Genomic DNA, 16,251 nt, shown 5'->3' with positions numbered 1-16,251 from the left:
GCATGAGCACGGGACGACTTTCCGCATTCAACTTCCAGAAATGGATCGACGAGCACCGCCATCTGCTGAAGCCGCCGGTGGGCAATCAGCAGGTCTGGGAGGATGCCGACCTGATGGTCACGGTGGTGGGCGGCCCGAACAAGCGGACCGACTATCACGACGACCCGGTTGAGGAGTTCTTCTACCAGCTGGAGGGCGACATGGTCCTCAAGGTGGTCGACAACGGCGACTTCTACGACGTGCCGATCCGCGCCGGCGAGATCTTCATGCTGCCGCCGCACGTCCGCCACTCGCCGCAGCGGCCGCAGGAGGGCTCGGTCGGCCTGGTGGTGGAGCCGAAGCGCGGCTCCGATCAGCTCGATGCGTTCGAATGGTACTGCTTCGAGTGCCACGCCCTGGTGAAGCGCGTCGAAGTCTCGCTGAAGAGCATCGTGCGCGACCTGCCGCCGATCTACGAGGCGTTCTATGCCGACGAGGCGGCGCGGAAGTGTCCGGAGTGCGGCGCGATCCACCCGGGCAAGGCACCGCCGGAAGGTTGGGTGAAGATTTGAACCGCCCGGAACACAACGTCCTTGCACCCAGCGGTTTGGAACTGCCTTTTTTGAAAGTAGTGGCATGAAATTTGGTCAAGTGTGTTTGGCGGCGGGCGTGTTCGCCGCCGCCATGGGCGGCGCCGGCGCGATGGCGCAGGATCCCCTGAAAATCGGCTTCATCACCACCCTGTCGGGGCCGGCCGGCTATCTGGGGCGGGACGTGCGTGACGGCTTTCAGCTGGCTGTCGACATGGAAGACGGAAATCTGGGCGGCGTCCCCGTCGATCTGATGATCGAGGACGACGGCCTGAAGCCGGCGAACGGCCGGCAGATCGCCGACCGCTTCCTGACGGACGAGGACGTGAAGCTGTTCACCGGACTGATCTTCTCCAACGTTGCCGGAGCGGTCGTTCCCGAGGTGGTCGAGGCGGGCGGCATCATGGTCAGCCCAAACGCCGGCCCCTCGGAGTTTGCCGGGAAGGACTGCAACGCGAACTACTTCGTCGTCTCCTGGCTGACCGACACCATGCAGGGCAGCGCCGGTCAGAACGCCACCGACCTCGGCTACAAGCGGGCCTTCGTCCTTGCGCCGAACTATCAGGCCGGCAAGGACGCGATCCAGGGCTTCAAGCGCTACTTCAAGGGCGAGATCGTCGGCGAGATCTACACCAAGCTCGACCAGTCGGACTTCGCGGCGGAAATGGCGCAGATCCGCGCTGCCGCTCCCGATGTGGTGTTCCAGTTCCAGCCTGGCGGGCTCGGGATTGCCTTCACGCGCCAGTATCAGCAGGCCGGGCTGCTGGGCACGATCCCGATGGTGGTCTCCGAACCGTCCATGGATCACGTGATCCTGCAGGCCGTCGGCGAAGCCGCTGACGGGCTCAACGTTTCCGGCGCGTGGAATACGGATCTCGACAATCCCGCGAACAGGGAGTTCGTCGCCAAATTCGAGGAGGCCTACGATCGCACCCCGACCATGTATGCGGCCCAGGGGTACGACACGGCCCGCGCCATTGCCGCGGCCCTGAAGCAGACCGGCGGCAGCGTCGACGACACCGAGGCGTTCCGCACCGCCATGCTGAAGGCCGATTTCGACTCCGTCCGCGGGTACTTCGAGTTCGGAAAGAACCAGCATCCGATCCAGGATTGGTACGCGATGACGGTCGCGCCCGGCGCCGATGGCGCCATGACCCTGAAGACGCGCGCAAAGATCCTCGAACACCACGGCGATCCGTTCGCGTCGGAATGCGAGCTCTGAACCGAACGATGAAGACCGTCCGCAGGCAGCTCAATCCACTCGGGACGAGCGTCGACCGGCTTGAAGCCGGGCCGGTTGCGGTTACCTGCATCCCCGAGCCGGGCAGCATCGTCTGGCCGGTCCGGGCGATGTTCTCGGAGTTGAGCAACGCGGATCTCGAGCGGATGAAACCGCATGTCCCGGCGGGAACGCTGGAGCCGGAATCCGGCAGCATGCGGCTGAACTTCAACGTCTATCTGATAGAGACGCCGGATTTCGTCGCCCTCATCGATGCGGGTATCGGCAACGACAAGGACCGGCCCGACCGGCCGGCCTGGCATCGTCGCAGCGCTCCGTTTCTCGACACGCTGTCGGCGTTGTCGATCGCACCGGGCGACGTGGACCTGCTCGTCACCACCCATCTGCATGCGGATCATGTGGGCTGGAACACCACCTGGACCGACGGCGGCTGGCAGCCGACGTTCCCCAATGCGCGCTATGTCGTTCCACAGGCCGAACTCGCCTTCTGGAAGGCGAGCGCCGAGAAGGACGGTGCGGACACGCTGCTTCACGGGGCCTATTCCGACAGCATACTGCCGATCATCGAGACGGTGGGCTACGAGGCGCTCGAGTCTCCGGGAGAGATCGCCGCCGGCCTGCATTTCGAGCCGGCACCCGGCCACACCGACGGCATGTCGATCGTCCACCTGACCGCAGGGGACACGGACGTCCTGTTCCTCGCAGACGTCATCCACCACCCATTGCAGATGACGGATCTCGATATCGTCTCGAATTTCTGTGTCAGGCCCGATGAGGCGCGCACGACCCGACGGCGGATCATCTCGGAGGCGTCCGTGCGCGGTTCGGTGCTTGCCCCCTACCATTTCCCCGTGCCCGTCTTCGGCCACGTGGTGCAGGACGGATGCGACTTCTGCTACCGTCCCCTCAATGTCGAGACGGGCGACCAGCCTGCACTCGGCAACTTCCAAAAATGAGAACCAGCAGTGAGGGGTATCTACCAATGACGCTCAAGACAATTGGTGCCGCTCTGGCGCTTTCGGCTTTCGTCGCGGCACCGGCGATGGCCCAGGATGCGGTGAAGATCGGCTTCATCACCACGCTGTCGGGGCCTGCCGGCTATCTCGGTCAGGACATCCTCGACGGCTTCAAGCTGGGCATGGAGGACGGCAAGCTCGGCGGCGTGCCGGTCGAGCTGATGGTCGAGGACGACGGGCTGAAGCCGGCGAACGGGCGCCAGGTCGCCGACAAGTTCCTCAACGACGACGACGTCAAGGTCTTCACCGGCATTGTGTTCTCCAACGTTGCCGGCGCCACCGTGCCCGACATTCTCGACGCAGGCGCGTTCTACATCAGCCCGAACGCCGCGCCGTCGACCTTTGCCGGCGAAGGCTGCAACGAGAACTATTTCGTCGTCGCCTGGCAGAACGACAGCCTCCACGAGAGCGCCGGCCAGAACGCCACCAACCTCGGCTACAAGACGGCCTTCGTGCTGGCGCCGAACTATCAGGCCGGCAAGGACGCGATCACCGGCTTCAAGCGCTTCTTCAAGGGCGAGATCGTCGGTGAGGTCTACACCCAGCTCGGCCAGACCGATTTCGCCGCCGAGATGGCGCAGATCCGCGATGCCAAGCCGGACGCGGTCTTCCAGTTCGAGCCGGGCGGCATGGGCATCGCCTTCATGCGCCAGTACAAGCAGGCCGGCCTGCTCGGCACCATTCCGATGGTGGTGGCCGAACCGTCGATGGACGGTGCGACGCTGAACGCGCTGGGCGACGCCGCTCTCGGCGTCAACGTCTCCAGCCACTGGAACGAGGACTTCGACAACCCGGCCAACAAGGCCTTCGTCGCTGCCTGGAAGAAGGCCTACGACCGGCCGATGACCTACTATGCGAGCCAGGGCTACGACACGGCGAAGCTGATCGCCTCCGCGCTGGAAGCGACCGGTGGCGACGTGGAGGATGCGGATGCCTTCCGCGAGGCGCTCCGCAAGGCCGACTTCGACTCCGTCCGGGGCAAGTTCTCGTTCGGTCCGAACCAGCACCCGATCCAGGACTGGTACGCGCTGAAGGTGGTCGAGGGCGACGACGGCAAGCCGATGATCAAGACGATCGGCAAGGTCTTCGAGAACCATGGCGACGCCTACTCCGACCAGTGCAAGATGTAGGCACCTGACCTGTTCGACCGGCGGCGGCCCGTTCGCCGCCGGTCCTCCTTCCGACCGCGATCGGGGCTGACGCGCGCATGACGTTGTTTTTCGAACAGCTCCTCAACGGCCTCCAGCTCGGCTTCATGCTGTTCCTGATGGCCGCCGGGCTGACGCTGATTTTCGGCATCATGGGCGTGATCAACCTCGCCCATGGCTCGATCTACATGATCGGCGCCTATGCCGGCAGCTACGTCGCGCTGACGACGGGCTCGTTCTTCCTGGGCCTGCCGGCCGCCATCCTGGCGGCGGCCGTCGCCGGCATCGTGATCGAATACGTAGTGATCCGGCGGCTCTACGAGCGGGACCATCTCGACCAGGTGCTCGCCACCTTCGCGCTGATCCTGATCTTCAATCAGGGGGTGTCCATCCTGTTCGGCCTGCAGCCGCTGTTCGTGGCGATGCCGCCGATCCTGGCCGGGTCCGTGGAGCTCGTGCCCGGGCTCGTCTATCCGGTGTTCCGGCTGGCCATCATCGTGCTCGGGCTGCTGGTCGCCCTCGGCCTCTACGGCCTGATCAACCACACGCGCATCGGCATGCTGGTGCGCGCCGGATCGACCAACCGCGAGATGGTGCGGGCGCTCGGCGTCCGGGTCGGCGTGCTCTACACGCTTGTGTTCGGGCTCGGCGCGCTGCTGGCCGGGTTCGCCGGCTTCATGGCCGGCCCCATCCTGGCGGTGCAGGTCGGCATGGGCGAGCAGATCCTCATCACCACGTTCGTGGTGGTGGTGATCGGCGGCGTCGGGTCGATCCGCGGCGCCTTCTTCGCCAGCCTCCTCGTCGGCGTCGTCGATACCCTCCTGCGCGCCTACCTGCCCGGCATGCTGCGGGAGGTGATGGTCGGGCCCGAGGCCGATGCGCTCGGCGCCGGCATCTCCTCCATGGGCATCTACCTGCTGATGGCGGTGGTCCTCCTCATCCGGCCCAAGGGCCTTTTCGTGAAAAGCGCGTGAGACCGGCCGGATCCTGCATGACAAAACCCGTCAAAGTCGGTCTGCTCGTCGTCCTGGCGGTGGTGCTTCTGGCACTGCCGTACCTCGCCGATGCGGCCGGCAACACCGCATTCACCTCGCTGGCCACCCGCGCGCTGATCTACGGCATCGCGGCGGCCAGCCTGAACCTGGCGCTGGGCTATGGCGGCATGATCTCGTTCGGCCACGCCGCCTTCTATGGGGTGGGCGGCTACGTGGTCGGGATCCTGTCCTATCACTACGATGCCGGGGAGGCGCTGTTCGGCATCATCCCGGGCACCAACCAGCTCATCGTCACGCTGCCGCTGGCGATCCTCCTCGCCGGGCTGGTGGCGGCGGCCATCGGCGCGCTGTCGCTGCGCACCAGCGGCGTGCAGTTCATCATGATCACGCTCGCTTTCGCGCAGATGGTGTTCTTCCTGTTCGTCTCGCTGGAGGTCTATGGCGGCGACGACGGGCTGATGATCCGGCGGACGAACGCGTTCTTCGGGCTGAACCTGCGCGACAAGGCGACGATGTACTATCTCTGCCTGGCGCTTGCGGCGATGGTGCTGCTCGTCATCTGGCGCGTCGTGCGCTCCCGCTTCGGGTTCGTGCTGGTGGGTATTCGCCAGAGCGAACGCCGGATGGCCGCGATCGGCCTCGATACCTACCGCTACAAGCTGGTCGGCTTCGTTCTCTCCGGCATGGGGGCGGGCCTTGCGGGGGCGCTGACCGCCAACCTGCTGCGGTTCGCAAGCCCCGACATGCTGCACTGGACCAAGTCCGGGGAGCTGATGATCATGGTCATCCTCGGAGGGGTCGGCACGCTGTTCGGCCCGTTCATCGGGGCAGCGGTCTTCATCGTGCTGGAGTCGGTGCTGGCGTCGTGGACGGCGAACTGGCAGTTGCCGCTCGGCCTGATCCTGCTCCTCGTCGTGCTCTTCACCCACGGCGGCGTGCAGGGCCTCGTGGGTCGTCTTGCGGGAGGCCGCAAATGACCGAACCGATCCTTGCCGTCCGCGGGCTGGTGAAGCGCTTCGGCGGCCTCGTCGCCACCGACCACGTGGACCTTGACGTCCATCCGGGGGAAATCCATGCGCTGATCGGCCCGAACGGGGCCGGCAAGACGACGCTGATCGCGCAGCTCTGCGGCGAGCTTTCGCACGACGCGGGCACGATCTCGCTCGATGGCGCGCCGATCGACGGCGTCAGCGTCGCGGGGCGGGTGCATCTCGGGCTGGCGCGGTCGTTTCAGATCACCTGCCTGCTGCCGGACTACACGGTGCTGGAGAACGTCGCACTCGCGGTGCAGGTGCGCGAGGGCCACAGCTTCCGGTTCTGGAAGCGCGCCGGCAACGACGTGCGTCTGCTCGATCCGGCGCGCGGCTACCTGGCCCAGGTCGGGCTCGCCGGGCGGGCGGATGCGCTGGTCGCCAACATCGCGCACGGCGAGCGCAAGCAGCTGGAACTCGCCGTGGCGCTCGCGTCGCGCCCGCGGCTGCTGCTCCTCGACGAGCCGATGGCCGGTCTCGGGCCGGTGGAGAGCGCGGAGATGATCGAGATCCTCTCCGGCCTCAAGTCCCGGGTCGGGATGCTGCTGGTGGAGCACGACATGGACGCCGTGTTCGCGCTCGCTGATCGCATCTCGGTGCTCGTCTACGGGCGGGTGATCGCCAGCGGAACGCCGGACGAGATCCGCGAAAGCGAGGAGGTCCGCACCGCGTATCTGGGCGAGGGCGACGAGCTGCGCGAGGAGGATCTCGCATGCTGAGTGTCGCGAACCTCCAGGCCGCCTACGGCCAGTCCCAGGTGCTGTTCGACGTGGCGCTGGAAATCGGCGAGGGCGAGGTCGTCACGCTGCTCGGCCGCAACGGCATGGGCAAGACCACCACGGTCCGCTCGATCATGGGCGCCTGCCGGGTGCTGGGCGGGGACATCCGCTTCGACGGCAAGCCGATCGGGGGCGCGGTACCGGAAGCCGTGGCGCGGCTGGGGGTCGGCCTCGTGCCGGAAGGCCGGCAGGTGTTTCCGACCCTCACGGTCCGCGAAAATCTGGTGGCGACCGCCACGAACCGGCTGAAACGCGCCAATCCGTGGACGCTGGAAGGGGTCTATGCGCTGTTCCCGCGGCTGAAGGAGCGGGCCAGCCAGGGCGCCGGCACGCTCTCCGGCGGTGAGCAGCAGATGCTGGTGATCGGCCGCGCGCTGATGACCAACCCGCGGCTTCTCATTCTCGACGAGGCCACCGAAGGGCTGGCGCCGGTCATCCGCACCGAGATCTGGCAATGCGTCGTGCGGCTCAAGCGCGAGGGGCAGTCGATCCTGCTGATCGACAAGAACATCGGCGTGCTCCGGCGGCTCGCCGATCGGCATCACATCCTGGAAAAGGGGCGGACCGTGTGGAGCGGCACCGGAGCGGATCTCGCCCGGGATTCAGACGTCGTCGAGCGCTATGTCGGCATCTGAGCGCGCCCCGCCGCGGCCGCGATGACGAGCGTAAAGCCTGTCTTCAAGCCTTTCCAACGGTGCGCCATTGCCGCCGCCGGCAGCGCTTTGCGCGCCGCACGATGAACGGATTTCAGCATGACCACGATCCGCCTGACCATCAACGGCTCCGCAGTGCGCGACGACGTCGAGGACCGCACGCTGCTGGTGGATTTCCTGCGCACCCAGTGCCGGCTGACCGGCACCCATGTGGGCTGCGACACCAGCCAGTGCGGCGCCTGCACCGTGCATCTCGACGGGCGTTCGGTGAAGGCCTGCGCGATCCTGGCCGCGGCCTGCGACGGATGCGCGGTCACGACGATCGAAGGCATCCGGACGGGCGACGAGGCCCACCCGATGCAGACGGCCTTTCACGAGAACCACGGCCTGCAGTGCGGCTTCTGCACGCCGGGGATGATCATGGCCGCCATCGACATGGTCGCGCGCCACGGCTCCGATCTCGACGAAGCGACGGTACGGGCAGACCTTGAGGGCAACCTGTGCCGCTGCACCGGATACGAGGGGATCGTCCAGTCGATCGTGGCGGGGGCGAGAAAGATGGGCTGAGCGAGGGGAGGCGGGCGACTTTCTCCTTTTCCGTTGCGCGCGGTTCGCTACGATGTCAGGGAGGCTGATAAAAGATCCGGCACGCAGGGAAGGCGAACGCGGTGATATCGATCGAAGGACGGGTAGCGATTGTGACCGGCGCGAGCTCGGGCATCGGGCGCGGCATCGCCATGGAACTTGCGAAGGCGGGCGCGCACGTGGCCGTTGCGGCCCGCAGCGCGGACAAGCTCGAGAAGCTGGTCTCCGAAATCGAGGCGGAGGGGGGCAGGGCGATCGCCGTGCCGACCGACGTGACGAGCGAGGACCAGGTCATAGCGCTGTTCCGCGACACCGTCGAGCGGCTCGGCTCGCCTAAGATTCTCGTCAACAATGCCGGCATCGCCGATGCAACGCCCACCGACGAGATCAGCCTGGCGCGCTGGCGCGAGATGATCGACACCAACCTCACGTCGGCGTTCCTGTGCAGCCGCGAGGCGATCCGGCTGATGAAGCCGGCCGGCGGAGGCCGCATCATCAACATCGGCTCGATCTCGGCGAAGGGGCCGCGGCCGAACTCCGCCGCCTACACGGCGAGCAAGTTCGGGCTGGAAGGGCTGACGCGGGCGCTGGCGCTCGACGGCCGCGACTTCAACATCGCCGCATCGGCGCTGCATCCCGGCGCGACGGTCTCCTCGCTTGTTCCGGGCGTGACCGACCAGCCGTCGCCGGACCGGATCCAGCCCGAGGACGTCGGCAAGATCGTCGTGCTGATGGCGAGCCTGCCCGACGAGGTGACGATGATCGATTCCACCATCGTGCCGCTGCGGGTGCCGTTCTTCGGGCGCGGCTGACCTGCCGGATCGGAACGGCCCGAGGAGGCAGCCCCGGCATATCGACCGGGGCGCATCCCTCAGAGCTTGAACACGCGTTCCGCGTTGCGACCGCGCACCAGGTGGCGGGTCTCGCCGGCAAGTGAATCCACACGCGCGAGGCAGCCCGTCATGTCGCCGATGTTGTGCGGATAGTCGGAACCGTAAAGCACGTTCTCCGGCCCACAGACGTCGATGCACATCTGCAGGGCATCCTGACGGTGCACGACGGCATCGACGTAGATCCGGCGGAGATACTGGGTCGGCCGTTCTTCCGCGTGGGCGGCGCAGGTCGGGATCTTGTCGTAGCAGATGTCCAGGCGGCCGGCGATGAACGGCAGGGCGCCGCCGCCGTGCGAGGCGATGATCTTCACCTTCTGATAGCGGTCGAAGAAGCCGTCGTAGATCATCCGCGAGATCGCCATGGTGGTGTCGAAGACGAAGCCGACCGGCGGCACCATGTTGTGCTTACGCATGTCCAGCTGGTCGACGGCGGGCGGTGCGGAAGGGTGCACGAGAACCGGCAGGGCGTGGTCGTCGATCGTCTGCCAGATGTCGGCGAACAGCGGATCGGTGAGCGACATGCCGTCGATGTTGGCGAGCACCATGACGCCCACGGCGCCGGCGTCGAGGCAGCGCTTGAGCTCGGCCTTGGCGAGTTCCGGGTGCTGCCAGGGCAGCGAGCACATCCAGCGGATGCGATCGGGAAAGGCGCGCTGGGCTTCGATGAAGCAGTCGTTCATCGTGCGTGCCGCCTCGATGCTGACGTCCGGGTCGCCGAAATAGGCGTTCGGCGAGGTCAGGGATACGATGGCGACGTCGACGCGGGCCTGGTCCATCGCCTTGATCCGCATGTCGTAGTCGAGCATGGCGGGAAACAGCGTGAGGAACGGAGACCCGTACATGTCCACCACCTCGCCGCCTTCGGGCAGGGTGCGGAAGGTGTACTTGGGCGCACCCTTCTCCCGCACGAGGTCGAGGTAGGGCTGGCTCATCATGTGGGTGTGGACGTCGATCACCGGGCTCGTCACGCGGATCTCCCTTGCTGCATCAGAGCGGTTGGAAACGGGTCAGCCGACCTGGCCGAGCTTGCCGGGGTTCATGATCCCCGTGGGGTCGAGCGCGGCCTTGATCGCCTTCATGGAATCGATCGCGTCGCCGTGCTCTTTGCGCAGGTACTTGAGCTTGGCGAGGCCGATGCCGTGTTCGCCGCTGGCGGTGCCGCCGACCTTCAGGGCGCGCTCCACCAGCCGGTCGGCGAGGCGCTCGGCCTCGGCCAGTTCGGCCGCGTTGTCCGGTTCGATCAGATAGGCGATGTGGAAGTTTCCGTCGCCGACATGGCCGATGATCTTGCCGATCAGCGGCGAGGCCTCGATGTCGGCCCGGGCGGTGAGGATGCTTTCCGCCAGCCGCGAGATCGGCACGCAGATGTCGGTGGTGTAGCAGTCGCAGCCGGGCCGCAACGCCTTGTTGGAGTAGATGGAATCGTGGCGCGCCTGCCAGAGTCGCGAGCGTTCCTCCTCCTTCGTCGACCAGGCGAAGTCGGAGCCGCCGTTCGCCTCGGCGATCTCCTGCACCGTCTCGGACTGCTCCTGGACCCAGCGCGGGCTGCCGTGAAACTCCAGAAACAGCGTCGGCGTCTCTTTCAGGCCGAGCTTGGAATAGAGGTTGGTGGCGCGGATCGCCGTGTCGTCGAGGAACTCGACCCTTGCGATGGGAACGCCCAGCTGGATCGTCTCGATCACCGTGGTGACGGCGCCCTCGACGGTCTCGAAGGCGCAGATGGCCGAGGCGACGCTCTCCGGGATCGGATGGAGCCGGACGGTCACCTCGGTGATCACCCCGAGCGTGCCCTCGGCGCCGACGAACAGGCGCGTGAGATCGTAGCCGGTCGAGGATTTGCGGGCACGCGTGCCGGTGGTGATGACGGTGCCGTCGGCGCGCACGACGCGCAGCGCCAGCACGTTTTCGCGCATGGTGCCGTAGCGCACGGCGGTGGTGCCGGAGCCGCGCGTCGACGCCATGCCGCCCAGCGAGGCGTCGGCGCCCGGATCGATCGGGAACGTCAGCCCGGTGTCGCGGATGTGGGCGTTGAGCTGCTTGCGGGTGACGCCGGCCTCGACGACCGCGTCGCCATCCTCCGGATGGATCTCGACGATCCGGTTCATGCGGCTCATGTCGATACAGATGCCGCCCTTCACCGCGATGGTGTGACCCTCCATCGACGAGCCGGCGCCGTAGGGGACGACGGGCACGGAGTGGCGGAAGCAGGCCGACACCACCCGGCGGACCTCGTCCTCGCTTTCGACGAACACGACGGCGTCGGGCAGGGCCGCCGGCAACCGCGACATGTCGCGGCCATGCTGCAGCCGGATGGCCTCGGTGGTGGCGAGCCGCTCGCCGAAATGGTCCTTGAGCTCGCCGACCACGACGGCTGCCTGGGACTGGGCGATGGTCATATCATGCGGTCTCCCGTTTCGCCTGGGGTGTCAGACGGCCGGATACTTGGACGCGGCGAGTTCCTGCGAGGTGATGAACTCCAGGAGCACCGGGATGCCCGCTTGGGTCTTCTCGATGCCGCGGCGGATGGCCGGAACGATCTCCGAGGGATCGGTGATCCGCTCGCCGTAGCCGCCGAGCGCCTCGGCGAAGGCGGCGTAGTTCCCGGAGATGTCGGTCGCCCGGTACTTGTCGGTGGACACGCCCATGATCGGGAGCTCCATCGCCATGGAGAAGTTGTTGAGCAGGATCGACAGGATCGGGATGCGCTCGCGCACGGCGGTCTCGAAGTCCATGCCGGTGAAGCCGATCGCCGCGTCGCCCCAGACGTTGATGCAGAGCTTGTCGGGGAAGGCGAGCTTGGCGCCCATGGCGAGGCCCAGCCCGTAACCGAGCTGGGTCGATTTTCCCCAGCCGATGTAGGTGAGCGGCACCTTGGTGACCCAGAACGGCGAGAGCTGGTCGCGCGGGCTGCCGGCGTCGTGGGTGATGATGGTGTTTTCCACGTCGACGGTGTGCTGGAGGTCCCAGAGCACCCGGTAGGGCGTCATCGGGTTCGCGTCGGATGTGAGCTTCGGCAGCCACTCCGCGAGCCATTCCTCCTTCACCGCGGCGATTTCCTCCGCCACCGCGTCGTGGGCCCGCGCCGCGATGCCGCGCCCGTCGAGTTCAGCGATGAGCGCGTCGAGGGTGAGGGCGGCGTCGCCGATCAGCGCGGTGGTCGCCTCGTACTCCTTGTTGACGTGATCCGCGTCCAGGGTGCCGTGGATGACGGTCTTGCGGGCGAGCGGCATCTGCACGCCGAACGGTGTCTGGGTGAACGAGCAGCCGATGCCGAAGATCACGTCGGCCTCGTCGAGGAAGTGCCGGACGGTCTTCGGGATCGCCGCGCCGCCGGACCCGAGCGCCAGCGGATGGTCCTCGGGGAAGGCGCTCTTGCCTTCCAGGCTGGTGCAGACCGGAATGGCGAGGCGTTCCGCCAGGCTTTTCAGCTGCGGCCAGGCCCGGGCATAGTGAATGCCCTGGCCGGCATAGATCACCGGTCGCTTCGCCGCCACGAGCGTGTCGACGGCTTCGCGGACCGCCTCGGGATCGGGCCCGCTCCGGGTCGCGAGCACCGGGCGGTAGTCCAGCGGCTCCGGCACCTCTTCCGACCAGATGTCGCCGGGGATCTCGATCAGGACAGGGCCGCCGCGGCCGTTGCGGAGCTTGGAGAAGGCGCGTCGGAAGATGTTGGGGATCTCGGCCGGGACGTTGATCGGTTCGGCCGACTTGGTGATGTCGCGCATGGCGACGGTCGCGTTGTAATGCGGGTCGATGTGGGCCATCCGCCGGGCGTAGCCGCCGGGCATCACCAGGATCGGCACGGATTCCGAGTAGGCCTGGGCGATGGCTCCGTAGGAGTTCTCCGTGCCCGGGCCGCTCTGCATCACGAAGACGCCGATCTTCTTGCCCGAAGACATCCGCGAGATCGCATCGGCCATGTGGATGCCGGTGCGCTCCTGGCGCACGATGATCGGCCGGATGTCGGCGACGGCGGCGTGCTCGATCACGTGATTGACCGGATAGCCGAAGACGAGTTCGATGCCCTCGCGCTTCAGGATCTCGGCGATCGCGTCTCCGACTTTCATGGGGCGTATCCTGTGTCGTGATGGGCCTTGCCGCGCTCGGTGAAGTCGGCGGCGGACCAGGCCTTGGGGTGGCGGATGGTGGCGGATTTCGCATCCTCGGCCGTCAGGTGACCGGACTGGGCGAGGGCGAGGGAAAATTCCTCGATCAGTATGCTGGCGACGTGATGTCCGCCGAGCGGGCCGAGAGCCGCCAGGCCGAGCATGAAGGCGCGGCCGGCGAGGACGGCGTCGGCGCCGCAGGCGAGCGCCTTGAGGATGTCGACGCCGTACATGACGCCGCTGTCGACGAGCACCCTGGCGCGGTTGCCCACAACCTCGCGGATGGCCGGCAGCACGTCGATTGGCGCCGGCGCCGCGTCGAACTGGCGACCGCCGTGGTTGGACGCGATGATGCCGTCCGCACCGAGGGCGACCGCGCGCTCCGCATCGGCCGGATGCAGGATGCCCTTGACCAGCAGCGGTCCGGTCCACTGCTCGCGCACCCGGGCGACCAGCTCCCAGGAAAACGCACCGGCCCGTTCGCGCTGGACGAAGGCGGCAAGATCCTCGCGGCTCGGGTCCGGTCCGCAATAGGCGGCCATGTTGGCGAAGCGCGGCATGCCCTCGCGCCGGATGGCGGCGAGCCAGTGGGGGCGGGTGAGCGCGGCGGCCATCATGCGCGGCCGGATCCGGAACGGGATCGACAGGCCGTTCTTCAGGTCGCGGTTGCGCTTGGCGGGCCGCGGGATGTCCAGGGTCACGATCAGCGCGTGCGCGCCGGCATCCTGGGCGCGGCGGACGAGATCGAAGGTGGTGCGATGGTCGCCCCCGGGCATGCCGTAGAGCTGGAACCAGAACGCATCGGGGGCGATGCGCGCGACGGATTCCAGGTCGGCGGTCGCCATCGTGCTGGTGGAATGGGCGATGCCGTGCGCCTGGGCCGTGCGGGACAGGGCGGCTGTCGCCCCCGGCCAGATCATTCCGTCCATTCCGATCGCCCCGATCGCGAGCGGTGCGGCATGGCGCTTTCCGAACAGCTCGATCGAGGTGTCCACGCGGGCGACGTCGACGCCGTAGCGCGGCGCGACGGTGATGTCGCCAAACGCCGCGATGTTGCGGGCGCGGCAGGTCTCCGCACCGGTCCCGCCCTGCAGGAAGTCGTAGGCGAAATAGGGCAGCCGGCGGCGGGCAGGGGCCTCCAGCTCGGGCAACGTCGGGTACGTCTTGCGCCAGGCCGACAGCCTGTCGGTCAGGCGGCTGTCGTCTGAATCAGCCACGGCCGTCGTTCCTCCGCTCACCTCAGCTGCGCTTCGGCTCTGCATGGGACAGGCTTTCGGAGGTCTCCGGACGCCGCTCGGGCTCGCCGGGGACGACGACCGGCCCTCCCTCGGCGCGAATGCCGGGCAGCGAGACGCGGGGGAGTAGGAAATAGACCCCGAAGCCCACCGCGGCGACGACGAGCGTCAGGATCGCTTCGGGGCCGGCCCAAACCGGCGCCGACACGATCGCAACGACCATGACGGCGGCCACCAGGGCCATGGCGATGCTCGCCGGGTTCGGATGCTCCAGCAGGCGCGACACGCGGCTGATCAGCAGGATCGCCGCCAGCGTCGTGGCGACCACCGTCACGATCGCCTGCGGGGTGCCGTCGAGGAGCAGGGCTGGGTCGTAGGCCCAGATGAACGGCAGGATGAACGCCATCGAGGCGAAGCGCATGCCGATCCAGCCGGTGCTCCACATGCCGGCCCGGGCGAGGCTCGCCGCGACGAAGCTCGAGACGCACACCGGCGGGGTCAGGAAGGACATCACGCCGAAGTAGAAGATGAACAGGTGCGCGGCGAGCGGGGTCAGCCCCATGTCGACGAGCGACGGCGCGATGACGGTCGCCAGCACGATGTAGATCGCCGTCACCGGCATGCCCATGCCGAGGATGATCGACAGGATGGCGGTGAGCACCAGCATCGCGAACACGCCCCAGTTCGTGCCGACCTGCATCACGATGAAGGAGAGAGACTGACCGAGGCCGGACACGTTCATGACGCCGACGACCGCGCCGGCGCCGCCGGCGATGAGCACGATGGGGATCATCGACTCGCCGCCGCCGAGAACGAACGCGCGCCATTCGGAGTAGGTGCGGAAGCGGCCCATGACGATTGCCAGGACCAGCAGCGTGGCGCCGGCGGTGAGGGCGGCGGCCGCCGGTGCCATGTTTGCCCAGAACAGGAGATAGATCAGCAGGACGAGCGGCAGGACGAAGAACCAGCCGCGCTTGAAGACCGTGCCGATCTTCGGAAGCTCGCTGCGGGGCAGCCCGACGAGGCCGCGTCGCTCGGCGATGGCGTCCACCTGAACGAACAGGCAGATATAGTAGAAGATTGCCGGCAGGAGGGCGGCCAGCACGACTTGATAGTAGTCGATCTGCAGGAATTCGGCCATCAGGAACGCCGCGGCGCCCATGACGGGCGGGGCGATCTGGCCGCCGGTCGAGGCGACGGCCTCGATGGCCGCGGCCTGGGCGGCGGTGAAGCCGGTCCGCTTCATCAGCGGGATGGTGACGACGCCGGTCGACATGATGTTGCCGACGGGCGAGCCCGACACGCTGCCGAACAGGCTGGAGGCGATCACGGCGACCTTCGCCGGACCACCGCGCCGGTGGCCCATCATCGACATGGCGAGGTCGGTGAAGAAATTGGTGGCGCCGCCGACCTCCATCAGCTTGCCCAGCACGATGAAGGCAAGGACGAGCGAGGCGACGATCGACAGCACGAGGCCCGGGATCGCACTGGTATCGGAGTAGAGGTACATGATGACGCGTTCGGGCGGCAGCTTGTCCGCCTCGAACGGTTGCGGCAGCACCCAGCCAACGAAGGCGTAGGCGATCAGCACCCAGACGAGCACCGCGATGCCCGTCCCGCAGACCTTCCGCAGGGCCTCCAGCATCAGCACGATGCCGAAGATGCCCGGCACGAACTTCTCGGGCGTGGTGCCCATGAAGTCGAAGAGCCAGCCCTCGAAGTTGTAGGACATCCAGCTCCAGCAGCCGATGGCGGCAAGGCCGAAGACGACCTCGATCAGGCCGGCCTTCTTGCCATACGGCTTCTGCAGGAATCCGGCCGCCACGGCAACGCCGAGATAGGGCCCGAGCCATTCCGAATCGACGAGGTTGATGCCCAGCCGCAGGGGCAGGTCCATGGCCCAGCAGATGCCGCCGATCAGCAGATAGGCGTAGTAGAGCTTGAGAAGGCCTGACGTGACGCGCGACATGAACGGGGTGCCGAATATTCGTCACCGCCCCC

Annotated in this window: 16 protein-coding genes; 10 read left to right on the top strand and 6 right to left on the bottom strand. The window is 67.2% G+C overall.

Features of this window, described 5'->3' with window-relative positions; all coding sequences use genetic code 11:
- The first annotated feature begins 2 nt into the window (after positions 1-2).
- The 8 genes from ACSSVZ_RS17485 to ACSSVZ_RS17450 all read left to right on the top strand — a co-directional run bounded on the left by ACSSVZ_RS17485 (position 3) and on the right by ACSSVZ_RS17450 (position 7,413).
- Positions 3-551: a 3-hydroxyanthranilate 3,4-dioxygenase gene (locus ACSSVZ_RS17485; protein WP_453972003.1), complete on the top strand. Its 549-nt coding sequence runs from the start codon at positions 3-5 to the stop codon at positions 549-551.
- Positions 552-615: 64 nt separating this feature from the next.
- On the top strand, positions 616-1,791 hold the full coding sequence (locus ACSSVZ_RS17480) for an ABC transporter substrate-binding protein (protein WP_453972002.1): 1,176 nt from the start codon (positions 616-618) through the stop codon (positions 1,789-1,791).
- Positions 1,792-1,799: 8 nt separating this feature from the next.
- Positions 1,800-2,765, top strand: a complete 966-nt coding sequence (locus ACSSVZ_RS17475) for an MBL fold metallo-hydrolase (protein WP_453972001.1) — start codon at positions 1,800-1,802, stop codon at positions 2,763-2,765.
- Between the two features lie 26 nt (positions 2,766-2,791).
- Entirely contained in the window at positions 2,792-3,955 is a 1,164-nt protein-coding gene (locus ACSSVZ_RS17470) for an ABC transporter substrate-binding protein (RefSeq protein WP_453972000.1), read from the top strand.
- Between the two features lie 77 nt (positions 3,956-4,032).
- On the top strand, positions 4,033-4,947 hold the full coding sequence (locus tag ACSSVZ_RS17465) for a branched-chain amino acid ABC transporter permease (protein ID WP_453971999.1): 915 nt from the start codon (positions 4,033-4,035) through the stop codon (positions 4,945-4,947).
- A 17-nt stretch (positions 4,948-4,964) separates the two neighbouring features.
- Positions 4,965-5,945, top strand: coding sequence for a branched-chain amino acid ABC transporter permease (locus ACSSVZ_RS17460; RefSeq protein WP_453971998.1), 981 nt, complete (start codon positions 4,965-4,967; stop codon positions 5,943-5,945).
- Complete coding sequence (locus tag ACSSVZ_RS17455) at positions 5,942-6,718, top strand: ABC transporter ATP-binding protein (protein WP_453971997.1); 777 nt, start codon at positions 5,942-5,944, stop codon at positions 6,716-6,718. The genes ACSSVZ_RS17460 and ACSSVZ_RS17455 overlap by 4 nt, the downstream gene beginning before the upstream one ends.
- Positions 6,712-7,413, top strand: a complete 702-nt coding sequence (locus ACSSVZ_RS17450; RefSeq protein ID WP_453971996.1) for an ABC transporter ATP-binding protein — start codon at positions 6,712-6,714, stop codon at positions 7,411-7,413. The genes ACSSVZ_RS17455 and ACSSVZ_RS17450 overlap by 7 nt, the downstream gene beginning before the upstream one ends.
- On the opposite strand, the gene ACSSVZ_RS17445 is transcribed toward ACSSVZ_RS17450, so the two are convergent.
- Positions 7,398-7,532 carry a hypothetical protein gene (locus ACSSVZ_RS17445; RefSeq protein ID WP_453971995.1) on the bottom strand — a complete coding sequence of 45 codons (135 nt, stop codon included), beginning with the start codon at positions 7,530-7,532 and terminating at the stop codon, positions 7,398-7,400. The two genes, ACSSVZ_RS17450 and ACSSVZ_RS17445, sit on opposite strands and share 16 nt — an antisense overlap.
- On the opposite strand from ACSSVZ_RS17445, the gene ACSSVZ_RS17440 reads away from it, so the two are divergent.
- Complete coding sequence (locus ACSSVZ_RS17440; protein WP_453971994.1) at positions 7,531-7,998, top strand: (2Fe-2S)-binding protein; 468 nt, start codon at positions 7,531-7,533, stop codon at positions 7,996-7,998. The genes ACSSVZ_RS17445 and ACSSVZ_RS17440 overlap by 2 nt on opposite strands.
- Positions 7,999-8,129: 131 nt before the next feature.
- Positions 8,130-8,828: an SDR family oxidoreductase gene (locus tag ACSSVZ_RS17435; RefSeq protein ID WP_453971993.1), complete on the top strand. Its 699-nt coding sequence runs from the start codon at positions 8,130-8,132 to the stop codon at positions 8,826-8,828.
- Between the two features lie 59 nt (positions 8,829-8,887).
- Here the strand turns inward: ACSSVZ_RS17435 and ACSSVZ_RS17430 are convergent, their stop codons facing one another.
- The 5 genes from ACSSVZ_RS17430 to ACSSVZ_RS17410 are packed head-to-tail and all read right to left on the bottom strand — an operon-like array spanning position 8,888 to position 16,219.
- Positions 8,888-9,877 (bottom strand): amidohydrolase family protein, encoded by a 990-nt coding sequence (locus ACSSVZ_RS17430; protein WP_453971992.1) that lies wholly within the window; start codon positions 9,875-9,877, stop codon positions 8,888-8,890.
- Between the two features lie 39 nt (positions 9,878-9,916).
- A complete protein-coding gene (locus ACSSVZ_RS17425) occupies positions 9,917-11,305 on the bottom strand; it encodes an FAD-binding oxidoreductase (protein ID WP_453971991.1) in 1,389 nt (462 codons plus the stop codon).
- Positions 11,306-11,335: 30 nt separating this feature from the next.
- Positions 11,336-12,976, bottom strand: a complete 1,641-nt coding sequence (locus ACSSVZ_RS17420) for a thiamine pyrophosphate-requiring protein (RefSeq protein ID WP_453971990.1) — start codon at positions 12,974-12,976, stop codon at positions 11,336-11,338.
- Entirely contained in the window at positions 12,973-14,232 is a 1,260-nt protein-coding gene (locus tag ACSSVZ_RS17415; protein ID WP_453971989.1) for an alpha-hydroxy acid oxidase, read from the bottom strand. The genes ACSSVZ_RS17420 and ACSSVZ_RS17415 overlap by 4 nt, the downstream gene beginning before the upstream one ends.
- Before the next feature lie 22 nt (positions 14,233-14,254).
- Positions 14,255-16,219: a TRAP transporter permease gene (locus ACSSVZ_RS17410; RefSeq protein WP_453971988.1), complete on the bottom strand. Its 1,965-nt coding sequence runs from the start codon at positions 16,217-16,219 to the stop codon at positions 14,255-14,257.
- Between the last annotated feature and the right edge of the window lie 32 nt (positions 16,220-16,251).

This window comes from Amorphus sp. MBR-141 (assembly GCF_053628695.1).
The sequence above is the reverse complement of the archived record's forward strand: the minus strand, read 5'-3'. Positions and strand labels throughout refer to the sequence as shown.

Bases quoted from the DNA above. Each gene is read 5' to 3' on its own strand.
- ACSSVZ_RS17410 (WP_453971988.1), bottom strand. From the start codon at position 16,219: ATGTCGCGCGTCACGTCAGGCCTTCTCAAGCTCTACTACGCCTATCTG.
- ACSSVZ_RS17445 (WP_453971995.1), bottom strand. From the start codon at position 7,532: ATGCTGAAATCCGTTCATCGTGCGGCGCGCAAAGCGCTGCCGGCGGCG.
- ACSSVZ_RS17425 (WP_453971991.1), bottom strand. From the start codon at position 11,305: ATGACCATCGCCCAGTCCCAGGCAGCCGTCGTGGTCGGCGAGCTCAAG.
- ACSSVZ_RS17420 (WP_453971990.1), bottom strand. From the start codon at position 12,976: ATGAAAGTCGGAGACGCGATCGCCGAGATCCTGAAGCGCGAGGGCATC.
- ACSSVZ_RS17450 (WP_453971996.1), top strand. From the start codon at position 6,712: ATGCTGAGTGTCGCGAACCTCCAGGCCGCCTACGGCCAGTCCCAGGTG.
- ACSSVZ_RS17480 (WP_453972002.1), top strand. From the start codon at position 616: ATGAAATTTGGTCAAGTGTGTTTGGCGGCGGGCGTGTTCGCCGCCGCC.
- ACSSVZ_RS17460 (WP_453971998.1), top strand. From the start codon at position 4,965: ATGACAAAACCCGTCAAAGTCGGTCTGCTCGTCGTCCTGGCGGTGGTG.
- ACSSVZ_RS17465 (WP_453971999.1), top strand. From the start codon at position 4,033: ATGACGTTGTTTTTCGAACAGCTCCTCAACGGCCTCCAGCTCGGCTTC.
- ACSSVZ_RS17485 (WP_453972003.1), top strand. From the start codon at position 3: ATGAGCACGGGACGACTTTCCGCATTCAACTTCCAGAAATGGATCGAC.
- ACSSVZ_RS17475 (WP_453972001.1), top strand. From the start codon at position 1,800: ATGAAGACCGTCCGCAGGCAGCTCAATCCACTCGGGACGAGCGTCGAC.
- ACSSVZ_RS17455 (WP_453971997.1), top strand. From the start codon at position 5,942: ATGACCGAACCGATCCTTGCCGTCCGCGGGCTGGTGAAGCGCTTCGGC.
- ACSSVZ_RS17440 (WP_453971994.1), top strand. From the start codon at position 7,531: ATGACCACGATCCGCCTGACCATCAACGGCTCCGCAGTGCGCGACGAC.
- ACSSVZ_RS17470 (WP_453972000.1), top strand. From the start codon at position 2,792: ATGACGCTCAAGACAATTGGTGCCGCTCTGGCGCTTTCGGCTTTCGTC.